This window comes from Gammaproteobacteria bacterium (genome assembly GCA_024235095.1).
Lineage (GTDB): Bacteria > Pseudomonadota > Gammaproteobacteria > Competibacterales > Competibacteraceae > UBA2383.
On sequence record JACKNC010000001.1, the window covers coordinates 2,723,999 to 2,740,097 of the forward strand.

General features: G+C 57.0%; 13 protein-coding genes. 9 read left to right on the plus strand and 4 right to left on the minus strand.

The window, feature by feature from the left end; genetic code table 11:
• Both queA and htpX read left to right on the plus strand, forming a co-directional pair.
• A complete protein-coding gene (gene queA, locus H6973_12110) occupies positions 1–1,122 on the plus strand; it encodes a tRNA preQ1(34) S-adenosylmethionine ribosyltransferase-isomerase QueA (GenBank protein MCP5126336.1) in 1,122 nt (373 codons plus the stop codon).
• A 94-nt stretch (positions 1,123–1,216) separates the two neighbouring features.
• Positions 1,217–2,101 carry a protease HtpX gene (htpX, locus tag H6973_12115; GenBank protein ID MCP5126337.1) on the plus strand — a complete coding sequence of 295 codons (885 nt, stop codon included), beginning with the start codon at positions 1,217–1,219 and terminating at the stop codon, positions 2,099–2,101.
• 41 nt (positions 2,102–2,142) lie between these two features.
• On the opposite strand, the gene H6973_12120 is transcribed toward htpX, so the two are convergent.
• Positions 2,143–4,242 (minus strand): EAL domain-containing protein, encoded by a 2,100-nt coding sequence (locus H6973_12120; GenBank protein ID MCP5126338.1) that lies wholly within the window; start codon positions 4,240–4,242, stop codon positions 2,143–2,145.
• A gap of 51 nt (positions 4,243–4,293) precedes the next feature.
• Complete coding sequence (gene epmB / locus H6973_12125; protein ID MCP5126339.1) at positions 4,294–5,310, minus strand: EF-P beta-lysylation protein EpmB; 1,017 nt, start codon at positions 5,308–5,310, stop codon at positions 4,294–4,296.
• Positions 5,311–5,354: 44 nt separating this feature from the next.
• Here epmB and efp point away from each other — a divergent pair, with 44 nt between their 5' ends.
• The 3 genes from efp to genX all read left to right on the plus strand — a co-directional run bounded on the left by efp (position 5,355) and on the right by genX (position 8,871).
• A complete protein-coding gene (gene efp / locus H6973_12130; protein ID MCP5126340.1) occupies positions 5,355–5,924 on the plus strand; it encodes an elongation factor P in 570 nt (189 codons plus the stop codon).
• 155 nt (positions 5,925–6,079) lie between these two features.
• Positions 6,080–7,891: a diguanylate cyclase gene (locus H6973_12135; GenBank protein MCP5126341.1), complete on the plus strand. Its 1,812-nt coding sequence runs from the start codon at positions 6,080–6,082 to the stop codon at positions 7,889–7,891.
• Positions 7,891–8,871, plus strand: a complete 981-nt coding sequence (genX, locus tag H6973_12140; GenBank protein ID MCP5126342.1) for an EF-P lysine aminoacylase GenX — start codon at positions 7,891–7,893, stop codon at positions 8,869–8,871. Before H6973_12135 ends, genX begins: the two co-directional genes overlap by 1 nt.
• A 77-nt stretch (positions 8,872–8,948) precedes the next feature.
• Here genX and H6973_12145 read toward each other — a convergent pair whose 3' ends face one another.
• Positions 8,949–9,794 carry a hypothetical protein gene (locus H6973_12145; protein MCP5126343.1) on the minus strand — a complete coding sequence of 282 codons (846 nt, stop codon included), beginning with the start codon at positions 9,792–9,794 and terminating at the stop codon, positions 8,949–8,951.
• 328 nt (positions 9,795–10,122) lie between these two features.
• Between H6973_12145 and H6973_12150 the strand changes: the two genes are divergently transcribed.
• From H6973_12150 to H6973_12160, 3 genes are read left to right on the plus strand one after another with little or no spacing between them, the layout of a single operon-like run.
• Positions 10,123–10,458 carry a hypothetical protein gene (locus tag H6973_12150; protein ID MCP5126344.1) on the plus strand — a complete coding sequence of 112 codons (336 nt, stop codon included), beginning with the start codon at positions 10,123–10,125 and terminating at the stop codon, positions 10,456–10,458.
• 19 nt (positions 10,459–10,477) lie between these two features.
• Entirely contained in the window at positions 10,478–11,161 is a 684-nt protein-coding gene (locus tag H6973_12155) for a response regulator transcription factor (protein ID MCP5126345.1), read from the plus strand.
• 6 nt (positions 11,162–11,167) lie between these two features.
• A complete protein-coding gene (locus H6973_12160) occupies positions 11,168–12,541 on the plus strand; it encodes a hypothetical protein (GenBank protein MCP5126346.1) in 1,374 nt (457 codons plus the stop codon).
• Between the two features lie 41 nt (positions 12,542–12,582).
• Here the strand turns inward: H6973_12160 and H6973_12165 are convergent, their stop codons facing one another.
• Positions 12,583–13,485, minus strand: a complete 903-nt coding sequence (locus tag H6973_12165; protein ID MCP5126347.1) for a cation diffusion facilitator family transporter — start codon at positions 13,483–13,485, stop codon at positions 12,583–12,585.
• 285 nt (positions 13,486–13,770) lie between these two features.
• On the opposite strand from H6973_12165, the gene ptsP reads away from it, so the two are divergent.
• Positions 13,771–16,038 (plus strand): phosphoenolpyruvate--protein phosphotransferase, encoded by a 2,268-nt coding sequence (ptsP, locus tag H6973_12170; protein ID MCP5126348.1) that lies wholly within the window; start codon positions 13,771–13,773, stop codon positions 16,036–16,038.
• Positions 16,039–16,099 lie beyond the last annotated feature (61 nt).

Consider the following 16,099-nt stretch of genomic DNA (forward strand, 5'->3'; position numbering starts at 1 on the left):
ATGATCAATCAGAGTTTAGACAGTGATCAGGGTTCCACGGTGACCCCGGTTGCAGTAAAAAAGCCCATCGGATCGCCGGTTCACTCGCTAAGGCGGCAGGATTTCCATTTTGATCTGCCGTCAGAACTGATTGCCCAGTATCCGCCGCTGCAACGTAGCGATAGCCGATTGCTGGCGCTGGACAGCGCGACCGGTCAACTTGACGACTGCTGGTTTCGCGATCTGCCCGAACTGCTGCGGCCAGGCGATCTGCTGGTCTTCAATGACACCCGGGTGATTCCAGCCCGATTGTTTGGACACAAGGCCAGCGGTGGCCGGTTCGAATTGCTGGTGGAGCGGTTGCTGGATGAACGACGGGCGTTGGTCCAACTTCGGGTCAGTAAAGCGCCAAAATCCGGTGGAAAATTGCAATTCGACGCTGGATTTACCGCCACTGTCCTCGGTCGTCACGATGATTTGTTCGAAATTCGCCTGGACGGGAATCAACCACTACTGACGTTGCTCGAACAGCATGGCCGCATTCCCCTGCCGCCTTATATCACCCGCGAACCGACTAGAGCAGACTGGGAGCGTTATCAGACTATCTATGCTCGTCAACCCGGCGCTGTGGCCGCGCCCACCGCCGGTTTACACTTTGATCAGAACTTGTTTGATCGGCTCACCGAACGGGGAATCGAATCCACTTTTATTACCCTGCATGTCGGCGCGGGCACGTTTCAACCGCTGCGGGCAGAGCGTATTGAAGGGCATAAGATGCATGCCGAATGGATTGATGTCAGCGCGGCGGTTTGCCAGCAGATTCAGGCGACCCAGGCGCGTGGCGGGCGGATCGTCGCAGTCGGCACTACTGTCGTACGGGCGTTGGAAACCGCTACCGGCGAGAATAATATTCTTCAACCGTGGAGCGGCGAAACCCGGATTTTCATTTACCCCGGTTATCGCTTTCGCAACGTGGATGCGCTGATTACCAATTTTCATCTACCGGAATCCACTCTACTGATGCTGGTTGCGGCTTTCGCTGGCCATGCGCAAATTCTTAACGCTTATCGCCACGCCGTTGAACAGCGTTACCGGTTCTTCAGCTATGGCGACGCTATGTTGATCAGATCCTCTCACCTCTGACCTCGCAGAGGAAAAGGGAAGTCAATAGCCATTTCTTGAAATTCCCCCCCAAGCGCCTATAGAGTCTTCAACATCATCCTCGCGGAGCGCCATCATGAAGCGTATTTTTCTGTTTGTTGTCACCAATCTGGCCGTGATCATTCTGCTCGGCGTCATCACTCGTTTACTTGGAGTTGATCGCTTTCTGGTTGGAACCGGCCTCAATCTCACCGGTCTGTTGATCTTCTCGGCTATTTTCGGTATGGGCGGCTCCCTGATTTCGCTGCTCATGTCGAAATGGATCGCGAAAATGTCGGTCGGCGCTCAAGTTATCGAGCAACCCCGCACCCAGACCGAGTTGTGGCTGGTGGAAACCGTTCGTTACCAGGCTCAGAATGCCGGAATCGGGATGCCGGAAGTCGCTCTTTATCATTCGCCAGAACCGAATGCCTTCGCTACCGGCGCCAGCCGCAACCATGCCCTGGTCGCTGTGAGCACCGGTCTGATGGAACAGATGAGCGCCGAGGAAGTCGAGGCAGTGCTGGGCCATGAGGTCAGTCACGTCGCTAATGGCGACATGGTGACGCTAACCTTGATTCAAGGTGTGCTGAACACCTTTGTGATCGCCCTGTCGCGAGTGGTGGGTTATCTGGTGGATCAGGCGCTCTCGCGGGGCGGGGAGTATCGCGGCCCCGGCATCGGCTACTACATCACCAGCTTTATCATGGAAATCGTATTCGGCTTCCTAGCGTCGCTGGTTGTCATGTGGTTCAGCCGCCAACGCGAGTTTCATGCTGACGCCGGCGGCGCGCGGCTGGCCAGTCGCGGCAAAATGATCGCCGCACTGGAGCGGTTACGACAGCTGCATGAGCCTTCGCAATTGCCCTCGCAAATGGCGGCGTTTGGCATCAACGGTGGGTTGAGCGAGGGTCTGCGCAAGTTGCTGATGACCCATCCGCCGCTGGAAGAGCGGATCGCCGCGCTGCGCCAGAGAGGATAGGGAGGCAAGGAGTAGCGAAAGCCCCATTCGCTACTCACGACTCACCCCGCATACTGACGAAAATCAAAGTCCAGATGCTCGCTGGCTTCCGCCACCATATTACCTTGTACTAACGTGACGCCGAATTGCCAGATGCTGGCCATCTGTGGCGCAGTCATAACCCCGGCGGCCACGACCCGGGTGTTGATTTCGTGGGCGCGCTGGGCGAGTTGCGCCATCGCCTGCCGGCTGTTTTCATCCTTGGCCTTAGCCAACCGCTCAATCAGGCTGCCATCCAGCTTGATATAGTCCGGCGTTAGTCCCGTAAGCAGCCGCTCGGAATGCGACTTACCGCCAAAATGGGACAGCGCAAGGCCACAGCCCAACTCCCGCAGGCGCACTTGCAACAACCGGGTTTCCTCAAAGCCCTCCTCAGCGTCATCTTCCTTAATTTCAAACACCAGGAATTGCGGCGTCAGCCGGCTTTCCTTGAAACGCTTGACTAACCAGTCAAAGAAATCTTTGTCGGCCAATGAATTACGAGATAGTCGAACAAAAAGAATGGGAGGGGTATCACCTTTCTTCTGGATTTCAATCAATGCCGCCATCCCCCGGATGATGGTCCATTTATCCAGGGTGCTCATCATGCCATACCGCACTGCCACATTGCCCAGTTTATCCATCGATTGGCGATCACCTGCGTCATCTGCAATCCGCAGATAGACTTTATAGCGCGCTTCCTCCGCGCTTTCAAAGCTGACAATCGGTTGATAGTTCAAACTGAAACGACCCTTGGTCAACGCATCGCGAATCAGGTGAATTGTTGCTTCATCTTGCTCGCTGATCGCGCCGCCATCTCGCTCCGAGATACTTTCATCTTTGGGCGGCGTATAAACGTCAACCTGATTACCGCCTTTCTGCCGCGCGGTCTCGCAGGCTCGATCGGCATGGGACAGAATCTGCAATGCGGTTTCATGACTTTCGCGGGCATCGTAAATGCCCACGCAGCAAGTCGTGGTAAATAACTTGCCACTGATTTTGAAGTTATGAGAAGCAATCGTGGCGCGGATATGCTCAGCCAGCATCAAGGGATCGGTCGATGAGCGGGTGGGCGCATAGATCGCAATGACTTCACTGGCGAAATAGGCCGCCATATCATCCGGATCCAGCATGCGTTTGATCAAGCCCGCCGCGTCGCGCATGAATTGGCTGGTGGCTTCAAAGCCCATCGAATGACGAATCGTGGAGCAATCGGTGAACAGCACGTACAACACAGAGCCTTCATGCTCAATTTCCACCGATTCCAGGAAAAATCGCCGGCTGTAGAGACCGGTCACTTCGTCAAACTTGAGCATTTCCTCTAGTTGCTGATTGTAAGGACTTTTCTCTGGAGTCGCATCGCGGACGAGAATCTGGGTGCAGGGTTCGTCATTCATTCGAGTTGGAGCGCACTCCAACAGAATGGGAAAGGTTTGGCCGTTACTTCTTACTCCGACCAGCTCCACGGGTTCAATCGCTTTGCCAGAGCGGATACTACGGCGCAGTACGCTTTTCAGCGCATCCCGGTAGCCCGGTGGGACCATGTGGACCAGTTGAATATTCGCCAGATCTTCCTTGCGCTCATAGCTGAACAGGCGCAGGTAGGCGGCGTTGGCGTAGGCGTGAACGCCCTCATGAATATAGGCAATGGCTTCCTGAATGTTTTCCAGCAACGCCTGACTGCGGATTTCCCCTTCTTTGAAGCGCACCTCAAATGATTTCTCGCGCTTGCGATCCTGGAGATGGCGTAACTCCTTGCGAATGACCGCGACCAGATGATCGGCGTCATCCAGGTAAAAATAATTGTCGGCGCCTTCCTCCAGCAGACGAGACGGTCGAAGTTCCTGGCGATGTTCGTCATCCACTACAACCACGAGGGGAATGTCCTGCTGCGCTTCAGCTACCATCAACCGCATCTCGGCAATGGTGGGCAATTCGTCGGCCAGTCGCAGAAGAATGATATCCAGGGGTTGATAATCGATCGTGCTCCGGGCTTCTTCCGCCTGGTCGGTCTCGGTCAATTCGAGTTGATAATCATCGCCACGAAGGGTTTTGACGATATGGTCAATATCAGATCGGGAGCGATCCACGATCAACAGGTTAATGACAGAAGGCTCAGACACGCGCTCCAACCTCTGCTGGGGGCCAGAATCCAAACGGGAAGCAAGACTTCATCAGCGGCATGATTCCACCAAGGTTTTGGCCAATTGCCCTGGTTGTTCTCGCACCAGCCGAGGCGCCAGGTAGCCTGGCAACCGCTGACGTAATGTGTTCATAATAGCTAATGCTACGTTTTCCTTCACAGCAAAATGCGCCGCACCCTGCACATGGTCAAGCAAGTGCAAATAATAGGGCAGTACTCGGGCGGCAAACAACGCCTCGCTTAATGCCGCCAAGGTTGCTGCATCGTCATTAACGCTGCGCAGCAGCACTGACTGATTCAGCAATGTCACGCCTGCCGTCGCCAAACATTCTAGCGCCTTGACCACGGTTTCGTCGATTTCATGCGGGTGATTGGCATGGATCACCAAAACCGGGCGCAACCGAGTGTCGGTTAGCATTGCGGCCAACCCGTCGTCGATGCGCTCGGGTAAAACAATCGGCAACCGGCTGTGAATCCGCAACCGCTCCAGATGCGGGATCTGCTCCAGCGCCGCCAGCAAGACGCTCAACCGACGGTTGGACAACGCCAGTGGATCGCCGCCGCTGAGGATGACTTCACGAATGCTGGCGTCACTGGCCAAATAGGACAACGCTGATCGCCACTGATTCGCTCCGGCTCGAGCCTCGGTGTAGGAAAACGCCCGGCGGAAGCAATAACGGCAGTGCACCGCGCAAACGCCCGTGGCGATCAACAGCGCGCGACCGGGGTATTTATGCAGAACCCCTGGCGCGGCTTGCGTGGCCTGTTCGTCTAACGGATCAGCGACGAAGCCGGGCGCGGGCGCCAGTTCCTCCGCCAGCGGCAACACTTGCCTTAACAACGGATCGTCTGGATCGCCCCGACGCATCCGCGCCACGAAACCTCGTGGCGCCCGCAGCGGAAATTTTACCGCCGCGGCTTGCGCTGCGGGCAATAAGGCGGGATTGAGGTCAAGCTCTCGCAGTAACTCGTTGGGATCGCGGATAGCGCGGGCGAATTCCCGCTGCCAGCACGAAGCCTGACGGGACAACGGCTTTGCAGTTATCATATATGCTTTATTGCTCAATCACTCTAACAGAAGGCGAATTTTGCATGGCAACGTATAGTACTAATGAATTCAAGGGTGGGCTGAAGATCATGCTGGATGGCGATCCTTATACCGTCGTCGAGAATGAATTCGTCAAGCCCGGTAAGGGCCAAGCGTTCAACCGAGTCAAGGTGCGCAACCTGAAAACCGGTCGGGTCATCGAGCGCACCTTTAAATCCGGCGACACCGTGGAAGGCGCCGATGTCGTCGATGTTGAACTGCAATATCTCTACAACGACGGCGAATACTGGCATTTCATGGACCCGCAGAGTTTTGAACAAGTCACCGCTGACGCAGCAGCGGTGAGCGATGCCGCAAAATGGCTGAAGGAAGAAGCAATTTGCCAGGTTACCCTGTGGAACGGCGTCCCTTTGAGCGTCGCGGCTCCGAATTTCGTCATCATGACCATTATCGAGACCGATCCGGGTCTGCGCGGCGACACCTCGGGCGGTGGTGGCAAACCAGCGACCCTGGAAACCGGCGCGGTGGTCCGCGTGCCGTTGTTTGTCCAGAGTGGCGAGGTCATCAAAGTAGACACCCGAACGGGCGAATATGTGTCCCGGGTCAAAGAATAGTTGCGAAAGTGGGTTTTTACGGGCAGGCCGTACATAATTAACCCGTTAATTCGATTGAAAACAGCAAAGCGGGTTTCTTAAAAGCTGCGCTGCTTGCAAAAATACCCGACTTTAGCCCTCCTGAATCGGCTGGGCCTTGTGTGGAGAATATGGCGATGACTGCCACCTGCACGATTGACGATCTTGAACATGCTGACATTCGCCATGCGATCCAGGTCGCCGATCGGATCTGGTGGGTTGGACATCATCAGGAAAAAGATACTTTTCAATGTCATGTGTATCTGATTGAGCAGGGAAATCAATCGGTGTTGCTGGATCCCGGTTCGGTGCTGACTTTCCGCCATACCCTGCGCAAGATCGAAGAGATCATCCCGTTTTCCCAGATCCGCTATTTTATCTGCCACCATCAGGATCCGGACATCACCGGTGCATTGCCGTTAATCGATCAAATCGTGGGTCGGGACGATGCCGTACTGATTACGCATTGGCGAACTCAGATGCTGATCAAGCATTATGGGTTGCGAATGCCGTTCTGGTTGGTGGAGGAACATGCCTGGAAATTGCCGCTGGAAGACCGCACGCTGGAGTTTGTATTTACTCCCTACGCACACTTTCCTGGCGCGATCTGCACGTTTGACCCAGTATCTCGGGTCTTGTTTTCCAGCGATATCTTTGGTGGGTTAACACCGGAGTTTTCCCTGGTAGCGCAAGGCGAAGCGTATTTCGAGGCTATGCGCCCGTTTCACGAACACTACATGCCGAGTCGGGATATTCTCGGTTACGCGCTGCAAGCCATTGAGCGTTGTCCGATTCGCATCATCGCCCCACAGCATGGTTCGATCATTCCCGAGAAGCTGGTCAGCTTCATGATCAACAAGCTGAAAACCCTGGATTGCGGACTTTACCTGATTGCCTACGGCGACACCGACATCCGGCGTTTGTCCCAATTGAACCAGACGCTGCGCGATATCATACAGACCATGTTGATCTACCGGGATTTTCATGACATTGCTAACAGTCTGTTGGCGATCACTCGGCGAATCTTGCCCGCGACTTCACTGGAGTTTTACGCTCGGCTGGATGAACAGAAAGTTCTGTATCTTTCGCCCGAGAGTCGCTACCGTGGCGTCGAAACCGAGCCGCCCGCCGTCGTCGCTCGCATTCTCGATCTGGATCACAAGCAATGGAGCGAATTGCATGTAACCGGTGCGACCGAGTTCATGCTGGCCGGCGACAGCGATGATGCTTTGGCTTTGATGTTGCCCTTGTTTTCGCCCGCCCAAGGAACGGCGCATGCGGTGGCGATTATTCATCTGGCCGAACCGGCGACCTCTAATGATGAGTTGCGCCAGGTCATTGAGCAGATGAGTGTGCCATTGCAAGTTGCGGTGGGGCGGGAGGTCATTTATCGCCAACTCGACATGGAGCGGCAACGAATTTACGAGCGTTCGATCCGCGATCCCCTGACTGGCCTGTTCACGCGCATCTATATGCAGGAGGTTGTTCAGCGGCTCTGCGACATTCAAGATCGCAATCCTGGCAATCGGGTGGCGGTGCTGATGCTGGATATTGATCACTTCAAAAGCGTGAATGACACCTACGGGCATAATCAAGGGGATGTTGTACTACGGCGGGTCGCTGCGGAAATTCTGAGTTCCATTCGAGGCAGCGATATTCCAATGCGGCTGGGCGGAGAAGAGTTCGCCATCTTTGTAGTGGGCGATGCGGTGGCTCAGGCCACTGTTTTTGCCGAACGATTGCGGACGCAGGTCGCGGCTATTCGTTTTGAGGCGCCGATGACCGGGCGCGTGATCACTGTGAGCATTGGCATTGCGATTCGCCAGCCGCAGGAAACGCTGCTGGATCTCATGCAGCGCGCTGACACGGCGTTGTATGAAGCTAAAAATGGTGGTCGTAACCGGGTTTGCATGACGGCGGAAACCGTAGTGCAATTGCAGCCGGCGTAATGTCAGGCTACAAGCATCCGGCGTCAGGCATACTGCGACTGCGGGCTGAATTACTGGCGCAAATCCGTGCGTTCTTTGCAGCGCGGGAGGTGCTGGAGGTGGAAACACCGATGCTGTCAGCGGCGGCAACTACCGACCCGCATCTGACCAGTTTCGTCACCGCGTATTCAGGACCAGGGCCGCGCCACGCCCAAACGCTGTACCTGCATACTTCCCCGGAATTTCCCATGAAGCGCCTGTTGGCGGCAGGCAGTGGTTGTATCTACCAAATCGCCCGAGCATTTCGCGATGGCGAAGCCGGGCGCCGTCATAATCCCGAATTCACCCTGCTGGAGTGGTACCGGGTCGGTTTTGATTATCATCAGTTAATGCAAGAGGTTACTGAGCTGGTAACAGAATTGCTGGCAGATCGGTTACCGTTAGCGGAACCGGAATGGCTGAGCTATCAGGACATGTTTGAACGACTGCTTGGCCTGAATCCGCATCAGGCAACGGTTGCGCAACTGGCAACCGCTGCGAAAAAAAGGCGCATTTCTATCCCGCCGGGGATGCCGAAGGAAGATGTCGATCCCTGGCTGGACCTGCTGCTTACGCACTGCGTTGAACCCCATCTTGGTCAGGGGCGACTATGCTTCGTTTACGACTATCCCGCTTCGCAAGCGGCGTTGGCCCGGTTGCAACCGGACAATCCACTGGTTGGCGAACGTTTTGAGTTGTATTTGAACGGTATCGAACTGGCAAACGGTTTCCACGAACTGGGGGATGCGGTTGAACAACGCCGCCGGTTTACCGCGGAGAATGCGGCGCGGCAGGCGCAAGGTTTGCCAGTGATGCCGATTGATGAAAACCTGCTGATGGCGCTGGCGGATGGATTGCCCGACTGTGCCGGGGTAGCGCTGGGCTTTGACCGATTGGTCATGCTGGCGGCGGGGAAAGAGATGCTGGCCGAGGTGTTAGCGTTTCCGTTTGATCGGGCTTAAGGCAGTGCGTAAAAAAGCCAACCCCGCAGCGAGCTGCGGGGAATTCAACCCTCGGCAGTTAAAAGCCTCTCTACAAGCTACCGCAAATCATCGTAACGATCATAACGTGGCGGATGCGGCGCATAGCGATCCTCTTCATCCCAGAATCGGTTGCGCGGATGATGCCGCTGGCTGCGATCGCAATCAATGACTCGTTCTTGGCACAGCGTATCGCGCCAAGCGTACTTCAGGAAAAATTGCGCAAAGGGTCGCCGCTCGGCTTCAAATTCCACACGCCGCGATGGAGACCACTCTTTTTCACCATAGCCAGTGCCAGGCGCTGCCCGCAGGGTGCGCGGCGCATCTGCCGCCGCCGGAGGCGCGCCTTGCCGACTGGATTCGCCTGCGCGGCGTTCATTCCGCCGGCCTTCGGACCAGGGCTGTGGCTGCGCCGGTTCATACGCAACTTCTCGAAAAGCCGCCACTGCAATAACCCCCATCGCTGAATAATCGCCCCAGGCACCCGCGTAGGAGTCGCCAGCATCGGTGAAATAGAAACGATTGACCCGATTTTTACCGGTTCGCCAACCTTCATAAGTTTCCTGCTGATAGGGTCCAAGCACATACATTCGTTCGTCCGAACGAAGACTGGAGCGCTCGCCGGAAATGATATTGCGCCCATCCACGGCGATCACCACGCCAATCCGCTGATTGCTGCGATTGCGAATCTGGATCGAATAATTGCTGCCACGCACTGCTTCCAGATGCGCCTTATAAACCATTCCGTGGTTACCGCGCCGTAGCGGATATTGTGGAAACGGTCGCCCTCTTTCGTTGACCACTTCTACCTCGACATCACGCATGTTGAACCGTTGCGCCCAAACCACAGTCGGACCCAACAGGATTAAAATCGCCAATAATCCTGCTTGCCATTTCATGTTCATCTTTGTTCACTCCCGATTAATTGCGGATCCACGGCGTCATTCCCGTGTCGTGCAGTGCGATCCAGACTAGGAAGCGCCGGCTGAATCCCTACTGAATACCCACGGCGCTCCCTCCGTCCATGCCCAGGTTTGCGGCGAAAGATCGAGGATTTTATCTGGATAATTCAGTCCTGATTCACGCTCATCAAGCTAAACTTTAGTCGTAACCGTTCAGTCCCCCCCTTTGGCAAAGGGGGGTGAGGGGGGATTTTGGCCCCCCTTTTTCAAAGGGGGGAGGTGAACGCTTACCTTTAGTCTTGTTCAAGAGTTCATCTGGAAGTTTTATGTCATGTCCAACAGATCGATGCTACTGCGTTATTTGGCGCTTTTAGCGCTAGCGGGCTTGCTCGTCACCGGCAATGCCCAGGCGCAATCCTATCGATCGTACCGCAGCGGCGATTATGGCCCACCTGCCCGTAGCAGAACGGATCGTCAACCGGGCCGCTCGTTCGCCGATCCTGATCGAGCGGCTGACGCCGCCCGCCGTGCGACTGGAGGTCGGGTATTGGGCGTGCAGGGCGCCGAACGCGATGGACGGCGTGGCTATCGGGTCCGCATCCTGCAACCCGATGGTCGGGTTCGCAACTTCCATTATGATCCCGGCAACGGCGCCATGCGCGATTAAACAGCGATTGAGAGACAACATGCGCATTCTGGTTATTGAAGACGAAGCCCCCTTGCTGGAACGGGTCACCGCCCAATTACACGAACAGGGTTACGCGGTGGACGCTGCCGCCGATGGTCGAACCGGACTCTACGTAGGTCAGGAATACCCGCTGGATGCAGCGATTGTCGACCTGGGACTTCCCGAGATGTCTGGCATTGAAGTGATCCGTCGCTGGCGTTCGGAAGGGCGCAAATTCCCGATCCTGATTCTGACCGCCCGCGGACGCTGGCAAGACAAGGTCGAGGGACTGGAAGCGGGCGCTGACGATTATCTGGTTAAACCTTTTCACGCCGAGGAATTGTTAGCGCGGTTGCGGGCGCTGATTCGCCGCACTGGCGGCTGGACCCAGGCGGTGTTGTATTGCGGACCCGTTGCCCTGGACACCGGCGCTCAGCAGGTCGCCTTGAATACCCAACCGGTGGAAGTGACTGCCTATGAATACAAATTGCTGGAATACCTCATGCTTCACGCGGGTACAGTGATTTCCAAAACTGAACTGACCGAGCATCTCTATCAGGAAGATGAGGACCGTGACAGCAACGTGCTGGAAGTGCTGGTGGGCCGATTACGCCGCAAACTCGACCCGGATCGCACACTCAATCCTATTGAAACCTTGCGGGGACGCGGTTACCGATTCCGTCTGGAACGCACCGCCGGCTGAGTGCTGATGCATTCCCTCAGCAGTCGCTTGCTGATTGCCGCCAGCGTGGTGCTGGCCGCCTTTTTGGGATTGACCGGTCTGACTCTTGACCAGGCGTTTCAGGAGAGCGCCCTGGCCGCCGTCCAGGACCGCCTACAAGCGCAGGTTTACATGTTACTTGGCGCGGTCGACATGGACGCTTTTGACCGCCTGACCTTGCCGCAGGCATTGCCGGAAGCCCGCTTCTCAACTCCGGATTCCGGCCTGTACGCGGATGTCATGGACGCCAAAGGCAATCTGGTCTGGCGTTCGCCCTCGCTGCTGGGCATGGCGCTGCCGTTTTTCCCGGCAATCCGCAATCCCGGCGACACCCAGTTTGCACCATTGGAGGCATCGGATGGCCCTCCGCTGTTCCTGCTGGCCTTCACCGTCAGTTGGGAAATAGCCCCGAATCAATACCGGCTTTATACCTTCCGCGTCGCTGAAACTCAGTGGAATTTTCTTGACCAGCTCTGGAGTTTCCGACGTAGTCTATGGGGTTGGTTGCTGGCGGCGACCGCGGTGCTGCTCACGGTGCAGGGTCTGATTCTACGCTGGAGTCTGAAACCGCTGCGGCGCGTGGCGACCGAGGTCACCGAAATTGAAACCGGCCAGCGTATCGAATTAAGCAGTGATTATCCCGACGAATTGCGCCCGCTCACGATCAATCTGAACACCCTGGTGCATCAGGGTCGCACTCTGTTGGATCGCTATCGCAATGCCCTGGGCGATCTGGCGCATAGCCTGAAAACACCGTTAGCGGTATTGCGCGGCGCATTGGATAACAGCGTTTCTCCCGAGGAACTGCGACAGGTACTGGGCGAGCAGTTGGAGCGAATGAATCGCACTGTGGATTACCAATTGCAGCGGGCCGCTGCTTCCGGGCGCATTGCGCTCAGCGCCCCTTTGCCAGTTGCGCCCCTGACTCGCCGGATTCTCGACTCACTGGCCAAGGTTTACGCGGAACGTCATCTGGATTTCTCCTGTGTCATGGAGAACCGCACCATATTCCACGGTGACGAGGGCGATCTGCTGGAAATTTTAGGCAACCTGGCGGACAACGCCTGTAAATGGGCGCAACGTCAAGTGGTCGTCCGTGCCCACTCCGCCGAGCATGACGGGCGGGCGGAACTGGTCGTCGAAGTCGAAGATGACGGGCCGGGTATCCCGGCTGAGCAAGCGCCGTTGCTGCTCAACCGGGGGCAAAGGGCCGATCCGACGGTCGCCGGTCATGGCATTGGCTTGGCGGTGGTGCGGGATTTGGTCGAAGAAGTCTATTACGGACAGTTGGCAATCGACCGTGGCGCGCTTGGCGGCGCGTTGATCCGGGCGCGATTACGCTTTCAGGCGAATGGGGATTAATGATCTGTATTGATTGGGTTGCGCCTGACGAACCGGCTGGTTCATCCTGGTAATGGCGGCGGCGGGGTTTCCGTGGTGGGATCCTCGTGGATGAGGACATCCGCATTCGGAAACACGGTGAGGATTGAGGCTTCAACCTCATCGGCGATCCGGTGCGCCTCCACTAGAGGTATGAGATCATCCAGCATCAAATGCAACTGGATGAAATAAGTTTGTCCGGAACTGCGGGTGCGCACATCATGCACGCCCCGCACCTGGGGATGGTCGCGCACAATCTGCTTGATTTGGGTATGCACCTCGGGGGACAACTCGCGATCCATTAACAGCTGAATGGATTCATGGCCAATCTGCCCGGCGCTGTAGAGGATGTAAAAGGCAATGCCGATGGCAAACACCGGATCCGCGCTCGGCCAGCCCAGCATCGCCAGTCCCAGTGCGGCAATCGTGGCGGCGTTGGTCAACAGGTCCGTGGCATAATGCAAGGCGTCGGCGCGAATGGCCGTGGACTGGGTCCGGCGAATCACCTGGCGCTGAAAGAGCAGCAATACTCCGGTAGCCACCATGGCGAATAACAGGACGCTAACCCCTACCATAGCGTCATTGAGCGGTTGCGGATACAGCAGCCGGTCGATCGCGTGCAGGACCAGAAATACGGCTGAACCGGCCACAAACGCCGCTTGCACCAAACCGGCCAGTGGTTCGGCCTTGCCGTGACCGAAGCGGTGATCGCGGTCCGGCGGTTGCAGGGAATAATGCACCGCCAGAAGATTAATGATCGACGCCGCCACGTCCATCATCGAATCGACCAGCGAGGCCAGGACGCTCACCGAGCCGGTCATTAACGCCGCCGCCAGTTTGGCGGCAATCAATACCGTGGCGGTCGCCACTGAGGCGTAGGTTGCCAGCCGCAGCAGGCGGCCCGCGCGCGCTGGATCAAGGGTCATCTGTATTTCATCATTCATGGGATTAGATTTCGATTAGAGATTGGGATCGGTTTGCTAACATTCTACCTGCCTTCCTTCGGCGCGACTGAACCATTGAGCCTGCTGGTAACCTTAAGCATCATGTTACCCGTCCATAATCCAGGGCTACGCGGGGGCCGCGAGGATAGAGGAGCTGACCAGGCTTTGAACATCCATATTTTTTTCAATTACTTAGTGCTATCACAATCCGTGATGGCGGCTTACGCTGTGTTCCGAACAATTTCCAACCGGAAGGAATTGGACCCTATGCTCGAAACCCTGCGCCGCATCGTTCAGGATGTCAGCGCCGCTCCGGATTTGTCCAGCGCGTTGGCGATTACCGTTAACCGAATTCGGGATGCGATGAATAGCGCGGCTTGCACTGTCTATCTCGCCGACGAGGACAATCGTGAGTTTGTGCTGATGGCTACCGCCGGGCTGAATCCGCAGGCCATTGGCCAGATTCGGCTGAACCGTCAGCAGGGCCTGATTGGTCTGGTCGCCGAGCGACAGGAACCCCTGAATCTTGAAGATGCGCCGCTCCATCCACGCTTTTATGCCGTCCGCGAGGTAGAGGAGGAAGCCTATCATGCCTTTCTGGGCGTACCGCTGATCCAGTACCGGCGCGTACTGGGAGTATTGACCGTCCAGCACACTGCTACCCGCCGCTTTCATCCCGCCGAAGTGGATTTTCTGGTCACTATCGCAGCGCAACTGGCCAGCATCCTGAATCACGCCATCCTCAGCGGCGCCACCAAAGAGCTGCTGAAACCCCTGTTCACCGGAACCCGTGCCTTGCAAGGGGTCGCCGGCGCGCCCGGCATCGCCATCGGCACGATCACTATTCCTCACCTGTTGGCCGACCTCGACGATGTGCCCGACCGTCCGGCGCTGGACCCGGCGGCGGAAGAGGCGGCGTTCCATCGAGCCATTGCTGCCGTCGAACAAGAGGTGCGCGAGGCCAGCGAGCATCTGGCGCCGCTGCTGCCCCCCACCGAACAGGCCCTGTTCACGGTCTACCGCATGATGTTGAGCAGCGACAGTCTACTGAGCGATACGCTGGATGGTATTCGGGCCGGTCATTGGGCGCCGGCGGCCTGGCGCGACGCGATCCGCTCGCGGGCGCGGTTGCTGGAACAGGCCGAGGACCCTTACCTGAGCACCCGCGCCGAGGACATCCGCGATCTGGGCCGAAGGGTGTTGCATCACTTGCGCGCCGCGCCGGCGCAGACGCCGGAACCTACGGCTGAACGTTGTATTTTGGTTGCAGAGGAAATGAGCGTCGCCCACTTGGCGGCAGCGCCGCCGGAGCGACTGGCCGGTATTGTGTGCCTGCGTGGATCGGCGTTGTCCCACGTTGCGCTGCTGGCTCGGGCCATGGGCATTCCGGCTGTGTTGGGCTTGGGCGACCGCCCCTTGGGCCGTTTTGAGGGCAACACCATCATTGTCGATGGCTATCAAGGCCGGGTTTATCTCAACCCCGATGCAGCGATGCGCAAGGAATATCAACAGCTCATCGCTAATGAAGTGGAATTGACCCAGGAATTGCGGACTTTGCGCGAGCAACCGGCGATGACCCAGGATGGCTATCGTATTCCGCTTCATGCCAAGGCCGGTTTACTCACCGATATCGCCAAGGTGATGGATAACGGCGCCGACGGGGTGGGGCTGTATCGCACCGAATTTGCATTTATGGTGCGCGAATCATTTCCCAGCGAGGATGAGCAGTATCAGATTTACCGTCAAATGCTGGCCGCCTTTGCCCCGCGGCCCGTGGTGATGCGCACACTGGACATTGGCGGCGACAAGACCTTGCCCTACTTTCGCATTGAGGAGAGCAATCCATTTCTCGGCTGGCGGGGAATGCGTTTCACCCTGGATCACCCGGACATTTTCCTGACCCAGTTGCGCGCCATGCTGCGGGCCAACACTGGACTGAATAACCTGCGCATCCTGTTTCCGATGATCACCACGGTCGAGGAAGTCGACGAAGCGTTGCAGTTACTGGAGCGCGCCCATCGGGAGTTGTGCGAGGAAGGCTGTCCGGCGGCGCGACCGGAAATCGGGGTCATGATCGAAATCCCCTCCGCGGTCTGGCAAGCTGGACAACTGGCGCGGCGGGTGGATTTTCTGTCAGTCGGCACCAATGACCTCACCCAGTACTTGTTGGCGGTGGACCGTGACAACGCCCGAGTGGCCAGTCTGTATGACAATCTGCATCCATCCATGCTCAAGGCCATTGCCCACGTCATCGCCGAAGGTCATCAGGCGGGCCGGCCCGTCAATCTGTGCGGAGAAATGCCGGCTGATCCAGGGGCTGCGGTGCTGCTGTTGGGCATGGGCGTGGATAGCCTGAGCGCCGGCGCGGTCAGCGTGCCCAAGGTCAAATGGGCGATCCGCAGCTTTACCTTGACCAAAGCGCGTGAACTGGCGCAACAGGCGCTTGCCCTGGAAACCGTTGGCGAAGTGCGCCAATTGCTTAACGAAGCGCTTCGCCAAGTAGGGCTGGGGGAGATTGTACGGGAGTCGATTTGAAAAACAGCAAAACAGTAAGCGCCTTAACGAAAATCACTCTACCGTTTTCCGACGGAACCGG

Coding starts and splice junctions, on each gene's coding strand:
- efp (MCP5126340.1), top strand. CDS start 5,355: ATGGCAACGTATAGTACTAATGAATTCAAGGGTGGGCTGAAGATCATG.
- H6973_12150 (MCP5126344.1), top strand. CDS start 10,123: ATGTCCAACAGATCGATGCTACTGCGTTATTTGGCGCTTTTAGCGCTA.
- genX (MCP5126342.1), top strand. CDS start 7,891: ATGTCAGGCTACAAGCATCCGGCGTCAGGCATACTGCGACTGCGGGCT.
- queA (MCP5126336.1), top strand. CDS start 1: ATGATCAATCAGAGTTTAGACAGTGATCAGGGTTCCACGGTGACCCCG.
- H6973_12135 (MCP5126341.1), top strand. CDS start 6,080: ATGACTGCCACCTGCACGATTGACGATCTTGAACATGCTGACATTCGC.
- ptsP (MCP5126348.1), top strand. CDS start 13,771: ATGCTCGAAACCCTGCGCCGCATCGTTCAGGATGTCAGCGCCGCTCCG.
- H6973_12145 (MCP5126343.1), bottom strand. CDS start 9,794: ATGAACATGAAATGGCAAGCAGGATTATTGGCGATTTTAATCCTGTTG.
- H6973_12160 (MCP5126346.1), top strand. CDS start 11,168: ATGCATTCCCTCAGCAGTCGCTTGCTGATTGCCGCCAGCGTGGTGCTG.
- H6973_12165 (MCP5126347.1), bottom strand. CDS start 13,485: ATGACCCTTGATCCAGCGCGCGCGGGCCGCCTGCTGCGGCTGGCAACC.
- epmB (MCP5126339.1), bottom strand. CDS start 5,310: ATGATAACTGCAAAGCCGTTGTCCCGTCAGGCTTCGTGCTGGCAGCGG.
- htpX (MCP5126337.1), top strand. CDS start 1,217: ATGAAGCGTATTTTTCTGTTTGTTGTCACCAATCTGGCCGTGATCATT.
- H6973_12155 (MCP5126345.1), top strand. CDS start 10,478: ATGCGCATTCTGGTTATTGAAGACGAAGCCCCCTTGCTGGAACGGGTC.